This is a genomic window from Microbacterium sp. SORGH_AS_0969 (assembly GCF_030818255.1).
Classification (GTDB): Bacteria; Actinomycetota; Actinomycetes; order Actinomycetales; family Microbacteriaceae; genus Microbacterium.
Genome location: NZ_JAUTAG010000001.1, coordinates 1526658 through 1553332, shown reverse-complemented (window position 1 = coordinate 1553332; position 26675 = coordinate 1526658). Strand labels below are relative to the sequence as shown.

Genomic DNA, 26675 nt, shown 5'->3' with positions numbered 1-26675 from the left:
AGGACCCGCCGGGACGGCCACACCCCATAAACGCCATCCGCTCACAGAAACGCGAGCACACCGCGTTTACGTGAGCGGATGGCGTTTATGCACGGGGGGCGCACACACGGGAGGGGGATGCCACGCACACCGCGTGGCATCCCCCTCTCTGTTCGTCCTACTCGACGATCTCGGCCTCGATCACGTCGTCGTCGGAGTCTTCGCCGGGTTCCTCGGCCGCCGGGCCCGTGCTCACCAGCATGAGCGAGTCGCCGTCGCTGGCCACGTCGACGCGGACCACGTCGCCGTCGCGCACCGTGCCGGCGAGGATCGCCATCGCGAGGCGGTCCTGGATCTCGGACTGGATGAGTCGACGCAGCGGCCGGGCACCGTACACCGGGTCGTAGCCGCGCTCGGCGAGCCACGAGCGGGCGTCGGGCGTGACCGCGAGGGTCAGCCGGCGCTCGCGCAGGCGCTTGTGCAGCGCGTCGACCGCGAGTTCGACGATCTGGGCGAGGTCGTCCTGGCTGAGCGCCTGGAAGATCACGATGTCGTCGAGGCGGTTCACGAACTCCGGCTTGAAGGCCTGCCGCACGAGAGCCTGAACCTGTTCACGCTTGGCATCCATCGACAGCGTCGGATCGATGAGGATCGGCGAGCCGAGGTTGGAGGTCAGGATCAGGATGACGTTCGTGAAGTCGACCGTGCGGCCCTGGCCGTCGGTCAGGCGACCGTCGTCCATGACCTGCAGCAGCACGTCGAAGACTTCGGGGTGCGCCTTCTCGACCTCGTCGAGCAGCACGACGCTGTAGGGACGCCGACGCACGGCCTCGGTGAGCTGACCACCGGCCTCGTACCCGACGTACCCCGGAGGGGCACCGACCAGGCGCGAGACGGAGTGCTTCTCGCCGTACTCCGACATGTCGATGCGGACCATGGCGTGCTCGTCGTCGAAGAGGAAGTCGGCGAGCGACTTCGCGAGCTCCGTCTTTCCGACACCCGTGGGGCCGAGGAACAGGAACGAACCGACCGGGCGGTTGGGGTCGCTGATGCCGGCCCGCGAGCGACGGACGGCGTCGGACACCGCCTTCACGGCATCCTTCTGTCCGATCAGACGCTTGCCGAGCTCGCGCTCGAGGTGCAGCAGCTTCTCGGTCTCGCCCTGGAGCAGGCGCCCCACGGGGATGCCCGTCCAGGCGGCGATGACAGCCGCGATGTCTTCGTCGGTGACCTGCTCGTTGACCATGCGGTCACCCGCCGGCTCTTCGCGCTCGGCCTTCATCAGCTCGCGCTCGAGCGCCGGGATCTCGGCGTACAGCAACCGCGACGCGCGCTCGAGGTTGCCCTCGCGCTGGGCACGTTCGGCATCCACGCGGGCGGCGTCGAGGCGCGTCTTGAGCTCACCGACGCGGTTCAGCGAGGCGCGCTCGCGCTCCCACCGCGCCTGCAGCTCGTCGAGCTTGGCCTGTTCGGCGGCCAGCGTCTCGCGAAGAGTCGCCAGGCGTTCTTTCGACGCCTCGTCCTTCTCCTTCTTCAGCGCGAGCTCTTCGAGCTTCAGGCGGTCGACGTGGCGGCGCAGCTCGTCGATCTCGAGCGGGGCCGAGTCGATCTCCATGCGCAGGCGCGACGCGGCCTCGTCGATCAGGTCGATGGCCTTGTCGGGCAGCTGGCGCGAGGGGATGTAGCGGTTGGAGAGGGATGCCGCTGCCACGAGCGCCGCGTCGGCGATCGCAACCTTGTGGTGCGCTTCGTACCGCTCCTTGAGGCCGCGGAGGATCGCCACGGTGTCCTCCACCGTGGGCTCGCCGACGTACACCTGCTGGAAGCGACGCTCGAGAGCAGCATCCTTCTCGATGAACTCGCGGTACTCATCGAGCGTGGTCGCGCCGATCAGGCGCAGCTCGCCGCGGGCGAGCATGGGCTTGAGCATGTTGCTGGCCGCGACCGACCCTTCGCCGCCGCCCGCGCCCATGAGCACGTGCAGCTCGTCGATGAATGTGATGATGCGTCCGTCGGACTCGGTGATCTCTTTGAGGACGCTCTTCAGCCGCTCCTCGAACTGTCCGCGGTACATCGCACCGGCGACCAGCGCCGAGATGTCGAGCGAGACCAGCTCTTTGTTCTTGAGGCTCTCGGCGACGTCGCCCGCGACGATGCGCTGAGCGAGCCCCTCGACGACGGCGGTCTTGCCGACGCCGGGCTCGCCGATGAGCACGGGGTTGTTCTTGGTGCGCCGGGTGAGCACCTGGCTGACGCGGCGGATCTCGCCGTCGCGCCCGATCACGGGGTCGAGCTTGCCCTGGCGAGCCCTGTCGGTGAGGTTGATGCCGAACTGCTCGAGGGCGCTGCGCGCGTCCTCCTGCCCCGGCTGTTGTGTGGCGTTCATGTCGTCTCCTGGAAGTTTTCTCGCTTCACTCAAACTTGAGTGGCGTTGACTCAAGTTTAGCATCAGCGTCCGCGCGGGGCAATGGGGTCGGCAGGATGCCACGGCGTCGAGGCGCGGCATCCGGAGTCCGCCCCTCGCGGCGAGGGGGACGGCGAGCGGCGTCGAGGCGCGGCATTCGGAATCCGTCCTGGGGGCGATGGGGGCGGTGACGGGCCGAGGCATCCGAAGTTCGGCCCGCACGGGGCAATGGACGCGGCACGCGACCGAGTCGTCGAGGCGCGACATCCGGGATCCGTCCCGCACGGGACCGGAGCAAGGCAGGCGGTGCCCACCTGGCCGTCTCGTGGCGTCCGGGTTCGGGCCGGCGCCTACCGCCAGGCGGAGTGGGGGTGCGCGCGGGGGCGTACCGTCACGCGGAGTTCGATTGCGACGCGCCGCCCCCGGGGTCAGCCGAACGGCGTGGCCCCCACCGACTCCGCACGACGGCACACGACCGCCGGGCGGGGATCAACCCGAGGCGAAACCCGCCCCACCACCGCGCGTACCGCCATGCGGAGTCCAGCCACGACACGCCGCACCGGCGACCAGCCGAACGGCGCGTCGCCCACGAAATCCGCCCAACGGCGCACGACCGCCGGGCGGGGATCACCCCGAGGCGAAACCCGCCGCACCACCGCGCGTACCGCCATGCGGAGTCCGGCCACGACACGCCGCGCCGGCGACCAGCCGAACGGCGCGTCGCCCACGAAATCCGCCCAACGGCACGCGACCGCCGGGCGGGGATCACCCCGAGGCGAAACCCGCCCCACCACCGCGCGTACCGCCACGCGGAGTCCGGCCACGACACGCCACGAACAACGCCGCACAAACGGCGTGGCACCCACGAACTCCGCACGACGGCACGGCCCGCGGCCCGCCCGCCGCCCCGGGGCAACCGAGGCCGCAACAGGACGAATCCCGGATGCCGAAACCCGGCCCCCGGACGACGTCAGGCGGGCACGGCCTCGCGCGGCGCGGCGGGCACCTCATCCGCGCACGAGAAGCGCGCGCGGTACGCGGTGGGGGTCAGCCCCAGTGTGCGGGCGAAGTTCTGGCGGAGCACGGCTGCCGAGCCGAAGCCGCACTCGGCGGCGATGCGGTCGAGGCCGAGCTCGGTCTCTTCGAGGAGGCGCTGGGCGTGCAGGAGGCGCTGCCGCGCGAGCCACGCGGCCGGCGTCGCCCCGAGATCGGCTTTGAAACGGCGGGCGAAGGTCCGCGGCGACATGTGCGCGCGGGAGGCCAGCTGATCGACCGAGAGTTCGGCATCCAGGTTCTGTAGCATCCACTCAGTCACCGGCGCGAGCGACATCGACGGAGCGACCGGCAGCGGCGAGGCGATGAACTGCGCCTGCCCGCCGTCGCGCTGCGGGGCGACCACCATGCGCCGGGCGATGCGGTTGGTGAGTTCGGCGCCGAGCTCTTGACGTAGGAGGTGAAGGCAGGCGTCGAGACCGGCGGCGGTTCCCGCGCTCGTGATGATGCGACCGGACTGCACGTAGAGCACGTCGGGGTCGACGTCGATCGAGGGATACATGCGCGCCATGACGTCGGCGTAGCGCCAGTGCGTGGTGGCGCGCTGGCCGTCGAGCACACCGGCTGCCGCGATCACGAACGCCCCGCTGCACACGCTCAGGAGCCACGCGCCACGCGCGTGAGCGGCGCGCACCACGTCGATCACGCCTGCATCGACGGCGCGCCACTGCTCGCGGGGGATCGGCGCAAGGATGACGATGTCGGCGTCGGCGGCCGCGTCGAGACCGAGCTCGACGTTGACCGAGAAGCCGATGTTCGAGGGGACGACGCCGGGATCGGGCGCCACGATGCGGAAGTCGAAGTTGGGGACGCCCTCATCCGTGCGGTCGAGACCGAACGCCTCGCACGCGAGACCGAACTCGAACGGAGCGAAACCCGGCTGGATCACGACGGCGACAGAACGCATGTGCACCTCAGGGAGTGGCAGAAATCGAACGAACACCGTCCATCATGCCACTCGCGGCGCAAAAACGCGATGCGTAGCTTTTCTGCCATGGCTTATCTCATCGCTCTCGCCGCCCTCGCCCTCGTCAGCGTGGTCGCGTCGGTGTGGCTCATCCGCACCGATGGCTACCGTCCCGTCCCCACCGACCCCGCGCGCGTCGCGCGCCGTCGGGAACCCGCCTCGCGCGAGAAGAAGCGTCAGCGCCCGGCGGAAACGGCCCGGCCGTACACCGCGACCATCGCCGCCGTGCGCGACGACTGGCGGAACCGCTCCGCGATCGTCGGGTCGACCGCGACCGGCGTGCCCGCTGCGATGTCGTCAGCCGCGCGGCGGAGCGACCCCGCGAGTGCGGAGGTCGTGGCATCCGGAACCGTCCAGACGCCGGCGCCCAGCTCCGACGCGATGTCGGGGTCGCTGACGACCGCCGGAGTTCCGAGCGAGGCCGCCTCGAACACGGTCATCCCCTGCGTCTCGAAGCCGATCGAGGTCTGCACCACCGCATCGGCCGCCGCCAGCCGCGCGAGCGTCTCGGCGTAGCTGAGGCGTCCGGAGAAGACCACGGATGCCACGGGCTTCCGCTCCGCGACGAGCTTCTGCGCCGCGCGGAGTTGGGCACCACCGCCGATGATCTCGACCTCGGCGTCGATGCCCGACTCGGCCACCGCTTCGAGGAACGGGAGGAGGCGCTTCTCGGGGCTCATCCGGCCGAGCCACACGAAGCGCGGGGGGCCGGGGCGGCGGGCCTCGGCACCGGTCGCGAGCGCGGCGTCGAGGATGTCGTCATCGATGCCGTTCCAGATGACGTCGACGCCGGCGTGGGCTCCGGCTTCGACGGGCACGACACCGTGCCCTTCGAGACGCCGCGCGAAGTGTCCAGAGGGTGCGGTGATCGCGCGCGAGAGGCGCGCGAAGCGGCGGAGATAGGCCCAGCCGTCGGCCGGGCCCGCGCTCTGCGCGGCGAGGACCGCGCGTGCGTCGGGCACCGCGGGCGAGGCCGGCGACGCGGGCGCGGAACTCGCGACATCCCGCAGCTCCCCGCCCGAGGACGGCGAGATCGCCGCGCTTCTCCGCGTCAGCGCACCGCGCAACGCACGCCGCGCCCACGCGTTCAGCACACGGAGGACGAGAGTCGGGAGGGGCGCGGTCGCCTCGATCCCGACGTCGACGCGATTGTGCATCGTGTGCACGACGGGGAGGCCGTGCCGCGCGGCGTAGCGGTGTCCGATGAACGCACCCCAGAAGTCCGCCTGCACGTGCACGACGTCGACGGGGAGTCGGGCGCCGAGCTCGGCATCCACGAACCGATCCGTGCGGGAGCCGGGCCAGGTGAGCGCGTACTCGCGGTCAGGCGTGATCGCGATCGAGGGGAGGTCGATGTACGCCGCGTCGTCGGGCGCGGGCCGGTGCATCCGTGGCGCGACGACCGTCACGACGTGCCCCGCGCGCTCGAGGAAGCGCTTCTGCAGCCGCATCGACACCTGCGCCCCGCCGAGGGACTCGAGGTGCTGGTCGGCGAACATCACCACGTGCACGCGGTCACTCCGGGATCGGCCGTCCGCGGTACAGCGCCTCGAAGGTGTCGAGCGTGCGACCGATGTCGTGCACGATGACGCCGTCGAGCGAGGCCTGCTGCATGCGGCGACGCTCTTCGGGATCGGCCGTGAGGACGTCGGTCAGACGCGCCGCCAGCTCTTCGGCGTTGCCGGGCTCGAACAGGTAGCCGTTCTCGCCGTCGTGCACGAGGTGCGGGAGGGCGACCGCGTCGGCGGCGACGATGGGGAGACCGGATGCCATGGCCTCCATCGTCGCGATCGACTGCAGTTCCGCGATCGAAGCGATCGCGAAGACGCTCGCCCGCGTATAGAGCGCGCGCAGCTCGTCTTCGGAGGTGTGACCGTGGAACGTCACGCGCGCGGAGAGGCCGAGCTGCTCGGCGAGCTGCTCGAGGTTGCGGCGCTGGTCGCCTCCTCCGACGATGTCGAAGGTGACGTCGAGGGCGGGGTCGAGCAGCTTGAGCGCGCGCAGGACGACGTCGATCCCCTTCTCGCTGGTGAGGCGGCCGACGAACAGGATGCGGTTCGCGTCGCGGGGCTCGAGATCGGGCGTGTAGTTCGACCGGTCGATGCCGCACGAGATCGGGATGACGCCCTCGATGCCGATCGTCGACTCGAGGAAGTCCGCCGCACGGCGCGTCGGGGTCGTCACCGCACGGGTCATCGCGAACGTGCGGGCGGCATCGGCCCAGGCGAGCTTGACGAAGATGCGGTCGAGGAAGTCGGGGAGCGTCGTGAAGTCGAGGATGTTCTCGGCCATCACGTGGTTGGTGGCGACGACCGGGATGCCGCGCTTGCGCGCCTCTCTCGTGAGACCGCGGCCGATCACGATGTGCGACTGGATGTGCACGACATCGGGCTTCACCTGGTCGAGCACCTTGCGCGCGTAGTGCTTCGCCCGCCACGGCAGCACGAAGGTGAGCCAGTCGTGCGGGAGGAAGCGATACGCCGGCAGACGGTGCATCGTCATGGGCTCGCCCTCGATCACCTCGGTGAAGGTGCCGGCGTGGCTGTGCCCGACGCTCGGTGCCGCCACGTGCACGTCATGCCCGCGGGCGACGAGCCCCGCAGCGAGGCGCTCGGCGAATCGAGCGGCGCCATTGACGTGAGGAAGGAAGGTGTCGGCTCCGATGAGGACGGTGAGCGGACGGTCGGCGGGGGCGTCGGTGGGCGTGCCGGTGGGACTGCCGTCGGGCGTCGGGTCGGAGGGCGTCGCAGGAGTGGTCACGGGTGGTGAGGCCTATCTGTGCGGCGGTAAGGGGCACGCGGGGCGGGTTCGCGGGGCTGCTCCACTGTACCGGAGGGGGTTTTGCGCTCCCCGGACGCCGTGGCGCGTGTGGCAGCTTCATCGAGCGGTCGCGGAGCGCCCAGGCGAGACAGCGCCGCGCGGACGGCGGGTGTTCCGTCCGCGCGGCACGCGCTCCTCAGGACTCCACGCCGCGCGCGACCTCGGCCTCGGCCTCGTCGAGGCCCGAGGACGCGTTCTGGAACTGCGACTGGTACAGGCGCCAGTACGCGCCGTGCTGGGCGATGAGCTCGTCGTGGCTTCCCTGCTCGACGATGTCGCCGTGCTCCATCACGAGGATGAGGTCGGCGTCACGGATCGTCGAGAGGCGGTGGGCGATGACGAACGACGTGCGCCCCTCGCGGAGCGCCGCCATCGCCTGCTGCAGCAGAAGCTCGGTGCGGGTGTCGACCGATGACGTCGCCTCGTCGAGGATCAGCACGGAGGGACGCGCGACGAACGCCCGCGCGATCGTGATGAGCTGCTTCTCGCCGGCCGAGACGTTCGCCGCATCTTCGTCGAGGACCGTGTCGTATCCCTCGGGGAGAGAGTGCACAAACTGGTCGACACGGGTCGCGACGGCAGCCTCGACGATCTCTTCGTCGGTCGCGCTCTCGCGGCCGTACCGGATGTTGTCGCGGATCGTGCCGGCGAACAGCCACGGATCTTGCAGCACCATCCCCGTGCGCGAACGGACGTCGTCGCGGCGCAGGTCCGCGATGTTCTGCCCGTCGAGCAGGATACGCCCGGCGTCGAGCTCGTAGAAGCGCATGATGAGGTTGACCAGCGTGGTCTTACCGGCGCCGGTGGGCCCGACGATCGCGACCGTCTGCCCGGGCTCGACGCGGAAGGACAGGTCGCTGATGAGCGGGTGCTCCGGCGTGTAGGCGAAGGCGACGTTCTCGAACTCGATGACGCCGCGCCCGTCGACCGGTTCGGGGGCGTCGACGGCGTCGGGCTCCTGCTCGTCGGCGTCGAGCAGCGCGAACACGCGTTCGGCGGAGGCGGTGCCCGACTGCACCACGGCGGCCATGCCGCCCAGCTGCGACAGCGGCTGGGTGAACTGCTGCGAGTACTGGATGAAGGCCTGCACGTCGCCGAGGCGGATCTGCCCCGCCGCCACCATGAGCCCGCCGAGCACCGCGATGCCGACGTAGGTGAGGTTTCCGACGAACATCATGCCGGGCATGATCATGCCCGAGAGGAACTGGGCCTTGAAGCTCGCCTGGTAGAGCTCCTCGTTCTCGACCTCGAACTTCTCGCGGGCGTCTTTCTCGCGGCCGTACACCTTGACCAGCGCGTGGCCCGAGAACGACTCCTCGACGCGGGCGTTCAGTCGCCCGACCTTCTTCCACTGCGTGCCGAAGGCCTTCTGCGACTTCGGGCCGATCACGCCGAAGATGATCGCCATGAGCGGGAGCGAGACGAGGGCGACGAGCGCGAGCTGCCACGAGATCGTGAACATCATGATGAGCACGCCCACGACCGTCAGCACCGACGTCAATGCGCTCGAGAGCGACTGCTGCATCGTCTGCGTGATGTTGTCGATGTCGTTGGTCACGCGCGAGATCAGTTCTCCGCGCTGCACCTTGTCGAAGTACGACAGGGGCAGGCGGTTGATCTTGGCCTCGACGTCTTCGCGCAGGCGCCACATCGTGCGCACCATGATCACGTTGATGACGTAACCCTGGATCCACGACAGCAGCGACGATCCCACGTAGATCGCCAGCACGGCGACGATCACGAGACGCAGGGCGTCGAAGTCGACGCCCTCGCCCACCTGGAACGGGTTCATCGCTCCGATGACGTTCGCGTAGTCGTTCTGGCCCGACGCCCGGAGCGCCTCGACGACATCCGCCTGCGAGGTTCCGGCGGGGAACTGCGCCGCCAGACCCCGAGAGGCGACGCCCTCGAAGACGATGTTCGTCGCGTCGCCCAGAACGCGCGGCGCGAGGACGGCGAGGACCACACCGAGGGCTCCGAGCACCGACACGAACGTGAAGGCGACGGCGTGCGGACGAAGGAGCCCGATCAAGCGACGGAAACTCGGCCCGAAGTTCGCGGCCTTGCCGGGGGCGACGCTGTCCCAGTCGCCGGAGTTCAGCCGCGCCTGTTCGGCGAGCTCGAGCTCGGCGCGTTCTTCTTCGGTGAGCGCGTCGGGGGTGCTCATGCTTCCACCCCCAGCTGCGACTCGACGATCTCGCGGTACGTGGCGCTCGTCTCGAGCAGTTCCTCGTGCGTGCCGAGACCGACCATGCGACCGTCTTCGAGCACCACGATGCGGTCGGCGCCGGTGATGGTCGACACGCGCTGGGCGACCACGATCTTGGTCACCTCAGGCAACTCGTCCCACAGGGCCTGTCTCAACCTCGCGTCGGTGCTGAGGTCGAGCGCCGAGAAGGAGTCGTCGAAGACGAGCACCGACGGACGGTGCACGATCGCGCGCGCGATGGCCAGGCGTTGCCGCTGCCCGCCGGAGACGTTCGTCCCGCCCTGGGCGATACGCCCCTCGAGGCCGCCGTCCATCGCCTCGACGAAATCACGACCCTGGGCGATCTCGAGCGCGCGCCACAGCTCATCGTCGGTGGCGTCTTCGCGCCCGAAGCGGAGGTTCGACGCGACCGTTCCGCTGAACAGGAACGGGCGCTGCGGGACGAGCCCGATGCCCTTCCACAGTCCGTCGAGGTCGGCCTCGCGCACATCGACCCCGCCGACGCGCACCGCGCCGCCCGTCACGTCGAACAGACGCGGGATCAACGACACGAGCGTGGTCTTGCCCGCACCGGTGGATCCGACGATCGCGACGGTCTCACCCGGCCGGGCCGCGAAGCTCACGCCCGTCACGACCGGCGACTCGGCCCCCGGGTAGGCGAAGGCGACGTCGTCGAACTCGACCGCCCCCGGCTCGGGGAAGGCGGTGACCGGGTTGACCGGGCGCTCGAGCGTGGAGTGGCTGTCGAGGACCTCGGCGATGCGCTCCGCCGAGACGGCCGCGCGCGGGATCATCACCGTCATGAAGCTCGCCATGAGAACGCCCATGAGGATCTGGGCGACGTACTGCATGAAGGCGAACAGCGTACCGATCTCGACCGTGCCGCTGTCGATCTGGATGCCGCCGAACCAGATGACCCCGACGAGGGTGACGTTGAGCACGAGCATCGCGAGGGGGAACAGCAGCACGAAGAGGGATCCGACCTTCCGGCCGACGATCATGATGTCGGTGTTGGCCCTGCGGAAGCGCTCTTCTTCGATGCCTTCGCGCACGAACGCGCGTACGACGCGCACGCCCGTCAACTGCTCGCGCATGATGCGGTTCACGGCGTCGAGCTTGGACTGGTAGCTGCGGAACAGCGGGACCATGCGGGCGATGATGAGCCCGGCGGCGATGAGCAGAACCGGCACCGAGACGCCGAGCAACCAGCTCAGTCCCACGTCTTGCTGCAGCGCCATGAAGATGCCGCCGAGCGCGAGCAGGGGTGCGCTGACGAGCATGGTCGCCCCCATCATCGCGAGCATCTGCACCTGCTGCACGTCGTTGGTGTTGCGCGTGATCAGGGAGCCGGCACCGAACTGCGACAGCTCGCGCTCGCTGAACCCGCTGACCTTCTCGAACACGTCGCGGCGGATGTCGCGACCGGCCGCCATCGCGGCGCGGGCGGCGAAGTACGTCGCGATGATCGACGCCGTGATCTGCCCGAGGGAGATGACGAGCATGATCATTCCGCGCGACCAGATGAAGTTCGTGTCGCCGCGGGCCACGCCCTGGTCGATGATGTCGGCGTTCAGACGCGGCAGGTACAGCGATGCCATTGCCGCGGCGAACTGGAAGACCAGCAGAGCGAGCAGCAGCCAGCGGTACGGCTTGAGGTAGCGGATGAGGAGCTTGGCGAGCACGGAGCCCTCCGGAATTCACTGGATCACGGTCGCCATGACCGCCTCCTCAGCCTGGCACGGACCTCCGACATCGGCACTCCCCGGTCCGAGAAACCACCCGGCCCAGACGGCATGTCCCCTTTTGTGCAGCCGAGGGGCGCGAAACCCGCACATTTCGGGACATGGATGCCAGCGCGCGGCGCCGCGGCACCGGAGGGCGAACGTCAGCGAGGCGCTGCGGCACAGGCGCACCGCCGTGAGCTCGACGCCACGACACCGCCGCACACGACGTCAGCGCGCGACGACGTCAGCGCGCGACGAGCGGCGCCGCCACCCGGCGCCCGTCCTTCCACACGCCCGCGGTCAGCGGCATCCCGGGTCGATACGCGAGGTGCGTCGCGGACGGCGCGTCGAGCAGGTGAAGATCGGCGCGATTCCCCACGGCGATCGACCCGACGGCGCCGTCACCGGAGGCGCGACCGAGCGCGATCGCCCCTCCGCGCGTGGCTGCGCGCACCGCCTCGGCGACGCTCAGCCCCATCTGCAGCACGGCCGTCGCGACGCAGAACGGCATCGAGGTCGTGTACGACGTGCCCGGATTGCCGTTCGACGCGATCGCGACCTCGACCCCGGCGTCGAGCAGTCGCCGAGCCGGAGCGAGAGGAGCGCGCGTCGACAGGTCGCAGGCCGGGAGCACCGTCGCGACGGTCGATCCTCCCGCGAGCGCCTCGAGGTCGGCATCCGAGACGAAGTTGCAGTGGTCGACACTCGCCGCCCCCAGCTCGACCGCGAGCAGGATCCCCTCGCCGTGGCCGAGCTGATTGCCGTGCACGCGCAGCCCGAGCCCCGCCGCGCGCGCGGCGGTCAGCACCTCGCGCGACTGCTCGGGGGTGAACGCCCCGCGCTCGCAGAACACGTCTGCCCACGACACGTACGGGCGCACCGCCTCGAGCATCGGTCCGCACACCTCACGCACGTACTCGTCGGCATCGCGGCCCGCCGGGACGAGGTGCGCGCCGAGGAAGGTCACGTCGTCGACTCCCGCCGCGGCGATCCGCGCGCTGCGCTGCTCGCTCGAGATGTCGAGCCCGTAGCCGGTCTTCGTCTCGATCCACGTCGTCCCCTGCGCGCGCGCCGCGCGGACACGCGCCGCGAGGAGCCCGGCGAGACGGTCATCCGACGCCTCGCGGGTGGCGTCCCGCGTCACGGCGATCCCTCCCGCGGCGTAGCTCTGCCCCGCCATGCGGGCCTCGAACTCGGCGGTGCGGTCGCCGTCGAAGACGAGGTGGGTGTGCGAGTCGACCCAGCCGGGCAGGAGCGCTCGGCCGTCGGCATCCACCCTCTCGTCTGCCGCCGGGGCCTCTGACGCGGCACCGATCCACGCGATCCGGTCGCCGTCGATGACCACGGCGGCGTCGCGGAGCACGCGGTCCTCGTCGTCGACGGTCATCAGCTCGCCGACGCGGGTGATGAGGGTGCTCACGATGTCATCGCCTTTCGCAGCAGGTCGCCGACCGGGCCCAGGTCGGTGTGCGCGCCGCCGGCGGCACGCTCGCGTCCCCCGATGATCACACGCGTCACGTCGCTCGCGGTCGCGCTCAGGATGAGCTGACCGGGGTCGCTCCCGGCGGTGCGGGCGCTGTTCTCGTCCAGGACGAGGAGGTCGCAGGGCTCCCCCACCGCGATCCGCCCGACCGAGCGCCCGACGGCCACGGCCCCGCCGCGGGTGAGCGCGGCGACGAGCTCGGTGGGAGCGAATCGTCCACGCCGACCCGAGGCGAGCCGCTCTCCGTGCTCGAGCGCGCGGGCTTCGAGCAGCGGGTCGACGACGGCGTGCTGATCGGTCCCGAGCGCGAGGCGAGCCCCCGCCTCGGCCAGGCGGCGGGCAGGACCGACGCCGTCGCCGAGGTCGGCCTCGGTGGTCGGGCACATCACGATCGTCGCGCGAGCGGCGCCGAGCGCCGCGATGTCGTCGTCGGTGAGGTGCGTCGCGTGCACGGCCGAGAGCCGCGGCGAGAGCAGGCCGCTGCGGGCCAGGAGGGCGGTGGGGGTGAGACCGGTCGCCTCGAGGCACGCCTCGTTCTCTGCCGGCTGCTCCGACAGGTGCACGTGCAGCGGGATCGACGGATCGAGCTCCGCTCCGATGCGCTCGAGAGCGTCGACCGGGACAGCGCGCACCGAGTGCACGGCCGCACCGACAACGACCTCGGGGAACTCGTCGGCGAACGACGCGCGCAGCGCCGACAGGCGTGCGAGCCAGGCGGCGGCATCCGGATCCCCGAAGCGCCGCTGTGCGGGTTCGAGAGGTTCCCCGAAGCCGCGGGAGAGGTAACACGTGTCCAGAAGCGTGAGACGGATGCCACTGGCCCGGGCCGCGCGCGCAAGCGCGCGCTCCATCGCGTGAGCAGGCGCGTACGGCGAGGCGTCGGGCGCGTGGTGGACGTAGTGGAACTCGGCGACCGAGGTCCAACCGGCGGCGACCATCTCGGCGTAGACCGCGGTCGCGACGCGTTCGTACGACGTCGGGTCGAGGCGCCCCGCCTCGCGGTACATCAACTCGCGCCACGTCCAGAAGCTGCCGCCGTCGCCGTGCGTGCGCCCGCGGAGCAGCCGGTGGAAGGCGTGCGAGTGCGCGTTGACCGCGCCCGGCAGCACGAGTCCGTCGAGGCGGTGGTCGTCGGCATCCGGGATCGTCCCGGTCTCCACGGAGGTGATGAGACCCTCGGATGCCGAGATGCGCACGCCCGGCGCCACGGCGTCGCCGATCCACGCCCGCGGCGCCCAGAACGACGTCACGAGAGCAGGTCCTGCAGGACATCCGCCAGAGCGGCGGCCGACGCGTCGGCGTCCGCGTCGACGACGTGCTCCTCGGGCGAATGCGAGATCCCCGAGGGATTGCGGACGAACAGCATGCCGGTGGGCACGACCCCCGAGAGGATGCCGGCGTCGTGACCGGCGCCCGTGCGCAGATGCGGGGCATCGCCGAGCGCCGCGCCGAGTCGGCGCGCGAGCGAGGGGTCGAAGCCGACCGTGGGGCTCCAGGACTCCTCGACGAGCACGGCCTCGCACCCGCGCGCGGCGGCGAGCTCGACGCACATGCGATCGATGTCGGCCACGAGACGGCGGGTGACGGCGTCGTCGGGATGCCGGGCGTCGATCCAGAAGTCGACCGACGACGCGATGACGTTCGTGCCGCCGGGGACCGGCTCGAACCGGCCGACGGTGGCGCGCGCGTCATCGACGGCTCCGGCCATCTCGGCGATGCGCCCGACCATGCCGGCGGCGGCGACGAGGGGGTCGCGACGGTCGGCCATGAGGGTCGTTCCGGCGTGGTTTCCCTCGCCGCGCACCGAGACCTTGAAGCGGCCGTGCCCGAGGATCGACTCCGCGACCGCGAAGGGTCGGTCGAGGTCGATGAGGCCGCGGCCCTGCTCGACGTGCAGCTCGACGAAGACGCCGATGCGTGCGAGCGTCTCGGGGTCGGGGCCGATCCCCGCCGGGTCGACGCCACCCGCCGCGAAGACGTCGGCGAGCGTGTCGCCGTCCCGGTCGGTGAGGCGGCGCGCGGCATCCGGAGACAACGCCCCGGTCAGCAGGCGCGAACCGAGGCACGCGACGCCGAACCGCGAGCCCTCCTCTTCGGGGAAGACCGCGATCGCGAGCGGGTTCGCCGGCGTCACCCCGCGCGAGCGCAGCACGTCGACCGCGGCGAGCGCCGCCGCGATCCCGAGCGGGCCGTCGAACGCCCCGCCGCCGGGCACCGAGTCGAGGTGGCTCCCCGTGACCACGGCGCCGGGGCCCGGCATCCCCCACCAGGCCCACAGGATGCCGTTGCGGTCGACCTCGACGTCGAGTCCGCGGGACTCCGCCTCACCGATGAACCACGCACGGAGGTCGCGCTCGGCGGTCGAGAAGACCGGGCGCGCGTATCCGCCGCTGCGCGGCTCACGGCCGATGCCCGAGATGGCGTCGAGGAGGGAGGTGACGGGCGTCATGGATCAGCGTCCTTCGAAGGTGGGGGTCTCGCGGGCGCCGAAGGCGCGCATGCCCTCGGCGCGGTCGGCGCTCGCGGCGATGAGGGCCGACAGGGCGCGCTCGTGCGCGACGGCCGCACCGAGGGGCATCTCGAAGCCTGCGAGCACGGCGCTCTTGATCATCGCGGCAGCCACCGGCGCGCCCTGAGCGATCTCGTCGGCGGCGGCGCGCGCGGCACCCTCAACCTCCGCCGAGGCGACGACACGACTCGCGATGCCGAGCCGCGCGGCCTCGGCGCCGTCGATGCGACGAGCCGTGAGCAGCAGATCGAGGGCGACCGTCTTTCCAACGGCGCGCAGCAGCCGCTGAGTGCCGCCCGCCCCGGGAAGGATGCCGAGGCGCACCTCGGGGAAGCCGAGCACGGCGTCGGCGGCGATCACCACGACGTCGCACGCGAGGGCCAGTTCGAGGCCACCGCCGAGGGCGTACCCCCGAACCGCCGCGACGAGCGGGGTGCGGATCGCGGCGACCGCGTCCCAGTGCTCGCTGAAGCCGCTGCGATACAGCTCGACGGCGCCGGCCGAGCCGAGGTCGCCGAGGTCGGCACCGGCGGCGAAGGCCCGCTCGTCGCCCGCGATCACGATCGCGCGGACGGTGGGATCGTCGTCGAGGCGACGGAGGGCGTCGACGAGGGCGCCGAGGGTCTCGGCATCCAGCGCATTGCGCTTCTCGGCGCGGTCGAGGGTGACGGTCGCGACGGCGCCGTCGATGTGCTGCCGCACTCCACTCATCGCCGTTCCTCCGTGATCAGACGCACGAGGGCGTCGCGGTCAGCGCGGGCCCGGTCGGCGTCAGCGGGAGACCAGGGGTAGAAGCCGCGACCGCTCTTCGCGCCGAGGTGCCCCTCGGCCACCAAGGCGGCGACGGTGCGGGGCACGGTGCCCGTGGCATCCAGATCGGACATCAGGATGCCGGAGACCTTCTCGACCACATCGAGTCCGGCGAGATCCATCAGACCGAGCGGGCCGAGCGACGACCAGCGCGGGGCCAGGGTCGTGGAGACGGCGCGGTCGACGTCGGCGACGGTGGCGATGCCTCCCTCGACGAGCGCGATGGCCTCTCGCAGCAGCGCGTACTGCAGGCGGTTGACCACGAAGCCCGGCACGTCGCGGTCGACGACGATGCTCTCGCGTCCGATCGCGGCGCAGAGATCCTGCGCGGCCTGCACGGTGGCGTCGGACGTGCGCTCGCCCCGAACGATCTCGATGAGCGGCATGACCGTGGGCGGGTTGAACCAGTGCAGGCCGACGAGTCGCGCCGGGTCGGTGAGCGCCTCGGCGATCTCGGTGATGCGCACGCTGGAGGTGTTCGTGGTCAGCACGGCATCGGTCGCGACCAGGGATTCGATACGCGCGAAGATCTCGCGCTTGAGGGCCAGGTCTTCGGCCACGCTCTCCACGACGAGCACCGCGCCGCGAACCGCCTCGTCGAGGTCGGTGGTGGTCGTGACGCGGGCGTCACCGTCGTGCGCGGCGATGAGTTCCCGCGCCGCCTCCAGGGTCGAGGTCGTGCGCGAGTACAGGCGGACCTCGCGACCGTGCGCGGCGAGCACGGCCGCGATGCCGGCACCCATGGTGCCGGCGCCGAGAACGGCGACCGGGCCGCTCACGCCACGACCCCCGCGGCGCGCAGACGCGCGATCTCATCCGCCTCGAGCCCGAGGTCGTCGGCGAGCACGTCGTCGGTGTGCTGGCCGAGGACCGGTGCGGGCGCCTGGGCGGCGGCATCCGTCCCGCTGAAGCGCACCGGCTGCGGAACGAGAGGCACCGTCCCGGCGACGGGGTGCTCGACCTCGCGCACCAAGCCCCGCGCCCGAGCATGGTCGCTCTCGGCGAGCTGGGCGACATCCCAGATGGGGGCGGCGGGAACGCCCGCCGTCTCGAGCTCCGTGACGGCCTCGTCCACCGTGCGCGCGCTCGTCCACGCCTCGATCTCGGCGCGCAGCGCGTCCTGGTGCGCGAGACGGGCGGGATCGGTGGCGTAGCGCGCGTCGTCGAGCAGTTCGGCGCGGCCGAGGGCGTTCGCGAGCCGCACGAACAGCGCATCGTTCGCGACGGCGATGACGAGGTGCCCGTCGCTGCACGCGTAGGCGTCCATCGGGGCGCTGATCGGGTGAGCGTTCCCCAGCCGCGCGGGAGCGGGCGCCCCGGCGAGCACCTGCGAGAGCGCCACCATCTGCAGCGAGAACATCGCGTCGAGCATCGCCACGTCGACGTGCTGGCCCTGACCGGTCTGCGCCCGCTGCAGGAGCGCCGCGAGCGCGCCGAACGCGCCGTACATTCCCGCGACGACATCGCCCACGGCGTCCCCCACGCGCGTCGGCGGCCCATCTGCCCAGCCGGTGGCCGACATGATGCCGCCCATCGCCTGCACGATGTGGTCGTAGGCGGGGCGGTGCGAGAGCGGACCCGTCTGCCCGAATCCCGAGATGCTGACGTAGACGAGGCCGGGGTTCAGCGCGCGCACGCTCTCGAAGTCGATGCCGAGGCGGGCGGTGACGCCGGGCCGGAAGTTCTCGACGAGCACGTCGGCATCCGCGATCAGGCGGTGAAGCAGCGCCCGCCCCTCGTCGGACTTCAGGTCGAGAGCGATCGAGCGCTTTCCGCGGTTGACCAGCATGAAGTAGCTGCTCTCACCCTCGATGTGGGGGGTGAAGTGTCGGGAGTCGTCACCGCGCCCGGGCACCTCGATCTTCGTGACGATCGCCCCGAGGTCGGCGAGCATCGAGGCGCACAGGGGCCCCGCGAGCACCCGTGAGAGGTCGAGGACGCGGACGCCGTCGAGGGGGCGGGCGGCGCCCGACGGGGGCGGGGTGTCAGTCGACACGGAGGTCTCCTTCTGGGGCGGTGGCGGCTTCTGGGGCGGTGGCGGTGGCGGCGGCGGTGATCTCGGCGACGATCCGGCCGAGCGTGCCGTCGGTGACGAGGGTCGTCACCGCGTCGATGTCGGGGGCCATCATCCGGTCGGTGTCGCGCGGGGCGACGTGCGCGCGGATCGCGGCGTGCGCGCGGGCGGTCCCCACGCCCGCCGCGAGCGGCGCGTGGAAGTCCAGCGCTTCGGCGGCGCAGAGCAGCTCGATCGCGACGATGCGCTCGGCGTTCGCCACGGCCTGGCGCGCCTTGATCGCCGCGGTCGTGCCCATGCTGACGTGGTCTTCCTGCCCGGCGCACGTCGGCACGGTGTGCACCGAGGCGGGGGCGGCGAGCGCGCGGTTCTCACCGGCGAGCGCGGCCGAGACGTAGGGCGGGATCATGAAGCCCGACATGCCGGGGGCACCGGATGCCAAGAACGCGGGCAATCCGCTGAGCGCGGCGTGCGTGAGGCGATCGGCGCGGGCCTGCGACATCGTGCTGACCTCGGCGACCGCGATCGCGAGGGTGTCGAGGGCGAGGGCGACGGGCGCGCCGTGGCCGTTCCCTCCCGGGAGGGCGAGCAGCTCGTCGCCGTCGACGACGAATACGGGGTTGTCGGTGACGGAATCGATCTCGGTCTGCACCGCGGACTCGACGTAGGCGAGCGCGTCTCGCACCGACCCGTGCACCTGCGGGATGCACCTGAGGCTCAGGGCGTCCTGCAGCCGGTGGTCGCGGTGGGCGTCGAGGATCTCGCTGTCGGCGAGCAGGGCGTTCAGGCGCCGCGCCGTCTCGATCTGCCCGGGGTGCGGGCGCAGGGCTTGAAGGCGCGGGTCGTAGCCGCGGGTGTTGCCGCGCAGCGCCTCGAGTGACATGGCGCCCGCGAGATCGGCCACGTCGACGAGCGCGCGGGCCCCGGCCACGGCGAGCGCGCCGATCCCGGTGATCTCGTAGGTGCCGCTGATGATCGCGTGCCCCTCGCGCGCGGCGGGGACGAGCGGGTCGATGCCGGCGCGCTCCAACGCGGTCGCCGCGGACAGGCGCTCCCCCGCGAACCACGCCTCACCCTCGCCGAACGCGACGAGACCGATGTGGGCCGTCGCGGTCAAGTACCCGACCGATCCCTGCGAGGGGGCCACGGGGGTGACCCCGCGGTTGAGCATCTCGACCAGGGTCGTCACGAGAACGGGGCGGATGCCGCTGTGCCCGCGCGACAGCGCTCGCACGATCGCCGCGACGATGGCGCGCGTCGCCGGCTCGTCGTGTGGGACACCCACACCGCTGGCGTGGCTGCGCAGCATGCCGAGCTGGACGTCGGCGACGTCGGGCTGGACACCGGCGACCTTGTACAGGTCGCCGACGCCCGTCGTAAGTCCATAGATCTGCTGCCCCGAGGCAGCCAGACCGGCCAGGAGGAGGTTCGTCCGCTCGACGGCGGCGAGCGCCTCGGGAGCGACGCGCAGCGGTGCCCCGTGGGCGACGGCGACGAGCTCGTCGATGGGAGTCGAGCCGATTCCGAAGACCACCTCCTCCCGGCTCATCTCAGGCCTCGACCTTCTCGGCATCCAGCATCGGGACGCGCACTCCGCGCTCGCGCGCGACTTCGACGGCCCGGTCGTAGCCGGCGTCGACGTGACGGATGACGCCCATGCCGGGGTCGTTCGTCAGGAGGCGCTGGAGCTTCTCGGCGGCGAGCGGCGTGCCGTCGGCGACCGAGACCTGTCCCGCGTGGATGGAGCGGCCGATGCCGACCCCGCCGCCGTGGTGGAGCGACACCCAGGTGGCGCCGGAGGCGGTGTTGATGAGCGCGTTCAGAATGGGCCAGTCGGCGATGGCATCCGATCCGTCCGCCATCGCCTCGGTCTCGCGGTAGGGCGAGGCCACCGAGCCGGAGTCGAGGTGGTCTCGGCCGATCACGATGGGCGCCGAGATCTTGCCCTCGGCGACGAGCTCGTTGAAGCGGACCGCGGCCTTCGCCCGGTCGCCGTAGCCCAGCCAGCAGATGCGGGCGGGAAGGCCTTCGAACTCGACGTGTTCCTGCGCTGCGGTGATCCAGCGCTTCAGGCCCTCGTTCTCGGGGAAGAGCTCGAGGATCGCTTGGTCGGTGACGGCGATGTCGGCGGGGTCGCCCGACAGTGCCACCCAGCGGAAGGGGCCGAGGCCCTCGCAGAACAGCGGCCGGATGTACGCCGGCACGAAGCCGGGGAAGGCGAACGCGTCGGCGTAGCCGCCCTGGCGGGCCTCGTCGCGAATCGAGTTGCCGTAGTCGAACACCTCGGCGCCGCGCTTCTGGAACTCCACCATCGCCTCGACGTGGCGGGCCATGGACTCACGCGAACGGACGGTGAAGCCCTCGGGGTCGCGGGCCGACTCGGTGCGCCAATCCTCGAACGCGATGCCCGCGGGAAGGTAGGCGAGCGGGTCGTGGGCCGAGGTCTGGTCGGTGACGATGTCGACCGGCACCTCGCGGCGCAGCAGCTCGGGCAACACCTCGGCGCTGTTGCCGACGAGACCGACCGACAGGGCCCGTCCCTCGGCCTTCGCCGCGAGCACCCGCTCGAGGGCGTCGTCGAGGTCGGTGGTGACCTCGTCGAGGTAGCGCTTGCCCTGGCGACGGCGAAGGCGCGTCTCATCGACGTCGACGATGAGCACGACGCCGCCGTTGAGCGTGACCGACAGCGGCTGCGCGCCGCCCATGCCGCCGCAGCCGCCCGTGACGGTGAGGGTGCCGGCCAGCGTGCCGCCGAAGCGCTTGCGCGCCACGGCGCCGAACGTCTCGTACGTGCCCTGCAGAATGCCCTGCGTGCCGATGTAGATCCACGACCCGGCCGTCATCTGGCCGTACATCATGAGACCTTCGGCCTCGAGCCGGCGGAACTCGGGCCAGGTGGCCCAGTCGCCGACGAGGTTGGAGTTGGCCAGAAGCACGCGCGGTGCCCACACGTTGGTGCGGAACACCCCCACGGGCTTGCCCGACTGCACCAGCAGCGTCTCGTCGTCGTCGAGGTCGGCGAGGGTCGCCACGATCGCGTCGTAGCTCGCCCAGTTGCGGGCGGCCTTCCCCGTGCCTCCGTAGACGATGAGGTCTTCGGGCCGTTCCGCGACCTCGGGGTCGAGGTTGTTCATGAGCATCCGCAGCGGGGCCTCGGTCTGCCAGCTCTTGGCTGTCAGGGTCGTCCCTCGCGGCGCGCGCACCGCGCGGCTTCCGGTCATCTCTTGTCTCTCTTTCTGGTGGAGCGTTCGCGCGATCAGCCCAGGTCGTGGGCGGAGATCCACTCGGCCGCGACGTCGTCGAGGCTCTGCTGGTCGTCGAGCTTGGCGTTCATGTCGATGAGGTCCTGCGTGGTCAGCGCCGCCGAGACCTTGTCGAGCACCTCGGTCACCTTGTCGGTCTTCTTGCCGGCCGCCATGATCGGCACGATGTTCTGCGCGGGGAAGAGGTTCAGGTTGTCTTCCAGAGCGACGAAGTCCTTCATGGCGGGAGAGGTCGAGTACATGTCGGCCGCCTGGATCTGGCCGTTCGTGAGGGCCGCGATCGTCAGCGGGCCGCCCACGTCGAGCGCCTTGAACTCCTTGAACGTGAGGCCGTAGACCTCCTGGAGGCCCTGGACGCCCTCGTGGCGCGTCGGCCACTCGGGCGGGCCGCCGAGCACCATCTCGGCCGCGTACGGCTTGAGATCCTCGATGGTCTTGAGGTTGTACTTCGCGGCGGTCTCTTTGCTCACGGCGAGCACGTCGGAGTCCTGGGCCTGTGACGGCGTCAGCATGGTGATGCCCTCGGGCAGCGCCTTCTCGAGCGCGGCGGCCACGTCGGCCGAGCTCGAGACGCCCGCGTCGCCCTTCGTGAGGTAGCTGAGGGTCGCGCCCGTGTACTCGGGGAGCATGTTGATCGAGCCGTCGAGGAGGGCCGGCATGTACACCTCGCGGCTGCCGATGTTCAGGCGCGTGGTCGCCTCGACGCCGGCCCCGGTGAGCGCCTGGGCGTAGATGGTCGCGAGCAGCTGGCTCTCGGGGAAGTCGGCCGAGCCGATGACGATGCTGTCGGCCGGAGCGGACTGGTCATCGCCCGCAGCGAGCGGGTTGCCGCCCGAGGAGCAGGCGGAGAGGGCGAGGGCGGCGACGGTCGCGAGGGCGGCCGCCGCGGCGATGCGGGTACGGATCATCAGGGTTCCTTTCGTCGTGCGGAGCACGGAGCGAGAAAAGCGGTGGTGCGGGTCGGGTGGTGCTTTCGGATGGAACGGGTCAGGAAGCGGCGACGGCGGAGCGCCGAACGCGCAGGGGGATGCGAGAGGTCCGGCGGTCGAGGCCCGGAGAGACGAAGACACGCGCGGCGAGGGCGAGCAGCAGGTCGACGACGAGCGCGAGGATCGCCACCAGCAGCGCGCCGACGAGCATCTTGTCGTAGTCGTTCTGCGCGCGGCCGTCGATGATGAGGCGACCGAGGCCACCGAGCGAGACGTAGGCGGCGATGGTCGCGGTCGAGATGACCTGGAGGGTCGCTCCGCGGAAGCCCGAGATGATCAGCGGCAGTGCGCACGGCACCTGCACCGAGAACAGCACTCGGAGGGGCCGGTACCCCATCCCCACGGCGGCGTCGACGGCGGCGGCATCCACGGCTCGGATGCCGGCGTACGTGTTCGTCATGATGGGCGGGATCGCCAACAGCACGAGCACGATGATGCTGGGGATGACGAACGCGAGATCCGACGCGATGAGCGGTGCCACGATCATGACGAGCAGGACGATCAGTCCCAGCGTCGGCAGGGCGCGCAGGGCGTTCGCGAAGCCGGCGATGACGACGACGCCGCGTCCGGTGTGCCCGACGTAGAGGCCCGCGGGAACCCCGATCGCTGCCGCGATGACGAGGGCGACGGCGGTGTAGATCAGGTGCTGTCCGACGAGGACCGGGATGCCGCCGGACCCGGTCCAGTTGTTCGGGTCGAGCAGGTAGTCGATCACGCGTGTGCTCCTCTCGGGGTCCACGGGGTCATCACGCGCGCCAGGAGCAGCACGAGTCCGTCGAGCACGAGGGCCAGCACGAGACAGAGCACGATGCCGACGATGATCGGGGTGAGGAACCGCAGCTGCGCGCCCTGCGTGAACAGCAGTCCGAGCTGGGGGGTGCCGATCAGAGCCGCGATCGAGACGACGCTGACGTTGGAGACCACCGCGACGCGCAGCCCCGCCGCGATGACCGGCACGGCCACCGGAAGCTCCACCGACAGCAGCCGGTGAAGGGGCCGGTAGCCCATGGCATCCGCTGCCTGCAGGGTCTCGGGGGCGACCGAGTCGAGCCCGTCCGAGACCGTGCGGACCAGCAGTGCCAGCGTGTACACGGTCAGCGCGACGATGACGTTGAGCGGGTCGAGGATGCGGGTCCCGAGCACCGAGGGCAGCAGCACGAAGAGAGCGAGAGAGGGGATCGTGTAGAGCAGTCCGGTGATGCTCAACAGGCCCGTCTTGAACACGCCGCTGCGCTGGGCCGCCCAACCGAGCGGGAGTGCGAGAACGAGGCCGACGATCACCGGGACGACCGAGAGTGCGATGTGGGACGCGAGCAGTCCGAGGATGTTGTCGCTCTCGCGGAACACCCAGTCGAGGTTCATGCCGCCGCCCCCGCGTCGAGCTCGGGGATCATCGCGACCACGGCTGCGGCCGTCACGGATCCCGCGACCGCTCCGGCGTCGTCCACGATCACGCCGCGACGGCTCGGGGCGCTGAGGGCTGCGTCGAGCACCTGCCGCAGGGTTCCCTCGCGCGGAGCGACGGTGCCGGCGAGATTCAGGTCGGACACGGCGATCGGGCCGTTCAGACGACGCGGCTCGACCCAACCGAGCGGGCGCCGCTCGCCGTCGACCACCAGGAGCCAGTCGTCGTCGGTCGCGCCCCGCGCCTCGGCCACAGGGGTGCCCACGACGACGGTCGGCTCGAGCGTCAGCGGCAGGTCGGAGACCGAGCGGAAGCCGAGGGAGCGGTAGCCGCGGTCGCGCCCGACGAAGTCCGCGACGAAGGCGTCGGCCGGGCTGGTCAGCAGTTCTTCGGGGGTGGCGAGCTGGGCGAGGCGTCCGCCCGTGCGCATCACCGCGACGTAGTCGCCGAGCTTGAGCGCCTCGTCGATGTCGTGCGTGACCATGACGATGGTCTTTCCCTCTTCGCGCTGGATGCGCAGGAACTCGTCCTGCAACTGCGCGCGGACGACGGGGTCGACGGCGCTGAACGGTTCGTCCATCAGCATGAAGGCGGGGTCGGCCGCAAGGGCACGGGCGACGCCGACGCGCTGCTGCTGCCCCCCGGACAGCTGCCAGGGATACCGCGAGGCGAACGACGCCGGGAGTCCGACGCGTTCCATCAGCTCGATCGCGCGGCTTCGCGCCTGCTTCGCGGGCACGCCCGCCAGCCGCGGGGTCGTGGCGATGTTGTCGGCGATCGTGCGGTGCGGGAACAGTCCCGCGTGCTGGATGACGTAGCCGATCCGGCGGCGGAGGGCGGCGACATCCATGCCCGCTGTCGACTCCCCGTCGAGCAGGATGTCGCCGGAGGTCGGCCGGATGAGCCGGTTGACCATCCGCAACGAGGTCGTCTTGCCGCATCCCGACGGGCCGACGAGGATCGTGAGCTTTCCGGACGGCGCCACGAGCTGCAGGTCGTCGACCGCGACCGTGTCGCCGTAGCGCTTGGTGACGTTCTGGAAGGTGATCATCGAGCGCGCTCCTCAGCCGCAGCGGGAAGTTCGGGGTGCGCCAGGATCGACCGGCTCTCCGCGACGAGCAGGCGTCCGATCGCCGCGTTCTTGACGTCGGTCGTGCGGTAGCTCGGGACGACGACGGAGAGGGATGCCACGACCCTCCCGCCCACGACGACGGGGGCGGCGATCGCGGTGACGTCGTCCTCGACGCCCTGCATGACGACGACGTAGCCGGCCTCGCCGGTCTGACCCTCGAGCACCGCACCGGCGGCGGACCCGTGCAGCGGGATCGTCCGACCCACCCAGCTCGCGTGGCGGATGGAGTGCGTTCCCTCGACGATCGCGATGTAGAGGGCCGTGTCACCCGCCCCGCGGACGGCGAGGTAACAGGACTCGCCCGTCTCGGCGACGACGCGGGCGAGGGCGGGTTCGGCGAGCGAGACGAGCGAGTCGTTCGACAGGGCGAGGGCACCGAGCTGCACGATGCGCGCTCCGGCGGCGTAGCGGCCGTCGGCGACACGGCGGACGAACTCCTGGGCCTCGAGTGTGCGCAGCAGTCGGAGAGCGGTGCTCGCGGACAGCTCCGCGGCGCGGGCCGCGTCGGCCAGGGTGATCGGTCCGGAATCGCAGACGGTCCCCAGCAGCGACAGCGCCCGGTCGACGGTGCGGGTGGGTGTTTCGGCCATGCGTCCTCCCTTCGTTGCGAGTGACGTTATGCGGCCGCTGTTACGCGGTCCCGCTGTTCATGTTTCCAGCGAGTAAAACGCGGTTGCCACAGAATGGCAATAGTGCGTGGAGTACCGTGCCGGTATGGCCACCGTGATCCGCCGCTTCGCCGAGACACCCGCGACGCCGTGGCGCAACGGGCGGGGGCAGACGTGGCCGCTCTTCACCGAGACCTCCTGGCGATTGAGCGTCGCGCGACTCGACGACCCCGCTGCCTTCTCGTCCTTCCCCGACCTGCACCGCACGTTCGTGCCGTGGGGCGGCGGCGTCCGCCTCGAGGTCGACGGCGAAGAGCTCGACGTCCGCCACGGTGAGATCGCGCGGTTCGACGGGGACGCGACGACACGCCTGCTGGCGCTCGACCACCCGTGTCATGCCGTCAACCTCATGGCATCCGAGAGTCGGCCCACTCTCGCTGTCGTCGCCGCCGGTGCACGGCTGCCGGATGCCGCGATCGCGGTCCTCTGCGCACCGATCGTCGACGCAGAGCGCTTCGACGTCATCCGGCTCGACGCCCGCGAACCGCTGCCGGCCGATTCCGTCGTGGTGCGCCTGGACGGGGACTGACTCCACCCGGTCGCTCCTTCTAGGCTGGACCCATGTCCCGACTGCAGGCCGACGCCCCCGCCGACCGCTGGGTGCCCGTCACGGGCTCTCTCGGATTCCGCGGCCGCCGCCATCGCAAGGCCGCCATCGGCATGCTGCTGAACCAGGCGAACACCGCCGCGGGATCGACACCCCGCCCCGGCGGCGGAGCTTTCGCGTGGATCCTCAGCCAGGCCGCTCCCCTGCTCATGCGCCGAGCGGCCGGCCGCGTGCTCGTGTGGGTCTGGAAGAGCGACCCGGAGCTGCTCGTCGTCATGGCGCAGCTGCAGGAGGCGACGCCGCAACTGCGCACCGCGCGGGCGATGATGCCGATGGAGTACGACGACACCGAGTCGTTCCGCAGCACCTACCTCGGCGTCGGCGAGAAGCTCGCGATGCCGCTGCCGACCGACCCGAAGACGCCGCCGTTCGCGACGTACACGTGGGACACGGGCTCGCACTTCGTCACGGTCACCGCGGTCTGCTCCGACCGCGAGCGTTTCGGCACGGTCATCGGCGACGTGGATGCCATCGCCCGGACGGTGCGCATCGTCGACGACTTGAAGCTCGGCGAATCCTCCGCCGTTCTGCGCCTCGATCCCGCCTGACCCGGCAGGGGTGGCTGAGCGCGTCGAAGCCACGGGCTACCGCGACAGCCCGGCAGAGGTGGCTGAGCCCGTCGACGCAACGGCTACCGCG

At 71.1% G+C, this 26675-nt stretch carries 21 protein-coding genes; 2 read left to right on the top strand and 19 right to left on the bottom strand.

Annotated features, from left to right (window positions below):
- Positions 1-157: 157 nt before the first annotated feature.
- The 19 genes from QE388_RS07245 to QE388_RS07155 form a co-directional block, all read right to left on the bottom strand.
- On the bottom strand, positions 158-2365 hold the full coding sequence (locus QE388_RS07245; RefSeq protein WP_307384368.1) for an ATP-dependent Clp protease ATP-binding subunit: 2208 nt from the start codon (positions 2363-2365) through the stop codon (positions 158-160).
- Positions 2366-3353: 988 nt separating this feature from the next.
- Positions 3354-4343, bottom strand: a complete 990-nt coding sequence (locus QE388_RS07240) for a GlxA family transcriptional regulator (protein WP_307384365.1) — start codon at positions 4341-4343, stop codon at positions 3354-3356.
- Between the two features lie 236 nt (positions 4344-4579).
- Positions 4580-5914: a glycosyltransferase gene (locus QE388_RS07235; protein WP_307384362.1), complete on the bottom strand. Its 1335-nt coding sequence runs from the start codon at positions 5912-5914 to the stop codon at positions 4580-4582.
- A gap of 4 nt (positions 5915-5918) precedes the next feature.
- Positions 5919-7163, bottom strand: coding sequence for a glycosyltransferase (locus QE388_RS07230; RefSeq protein WP_373426605.1), 1245 nt, complete (start codon positions 7161-7163; stop codon positions 5919-5921).
- Positions 7164-7359: 196 nt separating this feature from the next.
- Positions 7360-9390, bottom strand: coding sequence for an ABC transporter ATP-binding protein (locus tag QE388_RS07225; protein WP_307384359.1), 2031 nt, complete (start codon positions 9388-9390; stop codon positions 7360-7362).
- Complete coding sequence (locus tag QE388_RS07220; protein ID WP_307384355.1) at positions 9387-11114, bottom strand: ABC transporter ATP-binding protein; 1728 nt, start codon at positions 11112-11114, stop codon at positions 9387-9389. Before QE388_RS07220 ends, QE388_RS07225 begins: the two co-directional genes overlap by 4 nt.
- Before the next feature lie 286 nt (positions 11115-11400).
- Positions 11401-12543 (bottom strand): imidazolonepropionase, encoded by a 1143-nt coding sequence (gene hutI, locus QE388_RS07215; protein WP_307387075.1) that lies wholly within the window; start codon positions 12541-12543, stop codon positions 11401-11403.
- 29 nt (positions 12544-12572) lie between these two features.
- Positions 12573-13889 carry a formimidoylglutamate deiminase gene (locus tag QE388_RS07210; RefSeq protein WP_307384352.1) on the bottom strand — a complete coding sequence of 439 codons (1317 nt, stop codon included), beginning with the start codon at positions 13887-13889 and terminating at the stop codon, positions 12573-12575.
- Entirely contained in the window at positions 13886-15088 is a 1203-nt protein-coding gene (locus tag QE388_RS07205; RefSeq protein WP_307384349.1) for an allantoate amidohydrolase, read from the bottom strand. The genes QE388_RS07210 and QE388_RS07205 overlap by 4 nt, the downstream gene beginning before the upstream one ends.
- A gap of 3 nt (positions 15089-15091) precedes the next feature.
- A complete protein-coding gene (locus QE388_RS07200; protein WP_307384347.1) occupies positions 15092-15859 on the bottom strand; it encodes an enoyl-CoA hydratase-related protein in 768 nt (255 codons plus the stop codon).
- Positions 15856-16737: a 3-hydroxyacyl-CoA dehydrogenase family protein gene (locus QE388_RS07195; protein WP_307384346.1), complete on the bottom strand. Its 882-nt coding sequence runs from the start codon at positions 16735-16737 to the stop codon at positions 15856-15858. Before QE388_RS07195 ends, QE388_RS07200 begins: the two co-directional genes overlap by 4 nt.
- On the bottom strand, positions 16734-17954 hold the full coding sequence (locus tag QE388_RS07190) for a CaiB/BaiF CoA-transferase family protein (RefSeq protein ID WP_307384345.1): 1221 nt from the start codon (positions 17952-17954) through the stop codon (positions 16734-16736). Before QE388_RS07190 ends, QE388_RS07195 begins: the two co-directional genes overlap by 4 nt.
- The gene (gene hutH, locus QE388_RS07185) at positions 17944-19521 is read right to left on the bottom strand and encodes a histidine ammonia-lyase (protein ID WP_307384344.1); all 1578 of its coding nucleotides are present in this window, start codon (positions 19519-19521) and stop codon (positions 17944-17946) included. The genes QE388_RS07190 and hutH overlap by 11 nt, the downstream gene beginning before the upstream one ends.
- 1 nt (position 19522) lies before the next feature.
- Positions 19523-21193, bottom strand: coding sequence for a urocanate hydratase (gene hutU, locus QE388_RS07180; protein ID WP_307384342.1), 1671 nt, complete (start codon positions 21191-21193; stop codon positions 19523-19525).
- A 35-nt stretch (positions 21194-21228) separates the two neighbouring features.
- A complete protein-coding gene (locus QE388_RS07175; RefSeq protein WP_307384340.1) occupies positions 21229-22143 on the bottom strand; it encodes an ABC transporter substrate-binding protein in 915 nt (304 codons plus the stop codon).
- Between the two features lie 79 nt (positions 22144-22222).
- The gene (locus QE388_RS07170; protein WP_307384338.1) at positions 22223-22939 is read right to left on the bottom strand and encodes an ABC transporter permease; all 717 of its coding nucleotides are present in this window, start codon (positions 22937-22939) and stop codon (positions 22223-22225) included.
- Complete coding sequence (locus tag QE388_RS07165; protein ID WP_275800454.1) at positions 22936-23586, bottom strand: ABC transporter permease; 651 nt, start codon at positions 23584-23586, stop codon at positions 22936-22938. Before QE388_RS07165 ends, QE388_RS07170 begins: the two co-directional genes overlap by 4 nt.
- On the bottom strand, positions 23583-24680 hold the full coding sequence (locus tag QE388_RS07160) for an ABC transporter ATP-binding protein (protein WP_307384334.1): 1098 nt from the start codon (positions 24678-24680) through the stop codon (positions 23583-23585). The genes QE388_RS07165 and QE388_RS07160 overlap by 4 nt, the downstream gene beginning before the upstream one ends.
- Positions 24677-25351 (bottom strand): IclR family transcriptional regulator, encoded by a 675-nt coding sequence (locus QE388_RS07155; RefSeq protein WP_307384332.1) that lies wholly within the window; start codon positions 25349-25351, stop codon positions 24677-24679. Before QE388_RS07155 ends, QE388_RS07160 begins: the two co-directional genes overlap by 4 nt.
- Positions 25352-25475: 124 nt before the next feature.
- On the opposite strand from QE388_RS07155, the gene QE388_RS07150 reads away from it, so the two are divergent.
- Together QE388_RS07150 and QE388_RS07145 are read left to right on the top strand one after the other, a co-directional pair.
- Positions 25476-25958 carry a HutD family protein gene (locus tag QE388_RS07150; protein WP_307384330.1) on the top strand — a complete coding sequence of 161 codons (483 nt, stop codon included), beginning with the start codon at positions 25476-25478 and terminating at the stop codon, positions 25956-25958.
- A gap of 32 nt (positions 25959-25990) precedes the next feature.
- Entirely contained in the window at positions 25991-26584 is a 594-nt protein-coding gene (locus tag QE388_RS07145; RefSeq protein WP_307384327.1) for a hypothetical protein, read from the top strand.
- Positions 26585-26675: the final 91 nt, after the last annotated feature.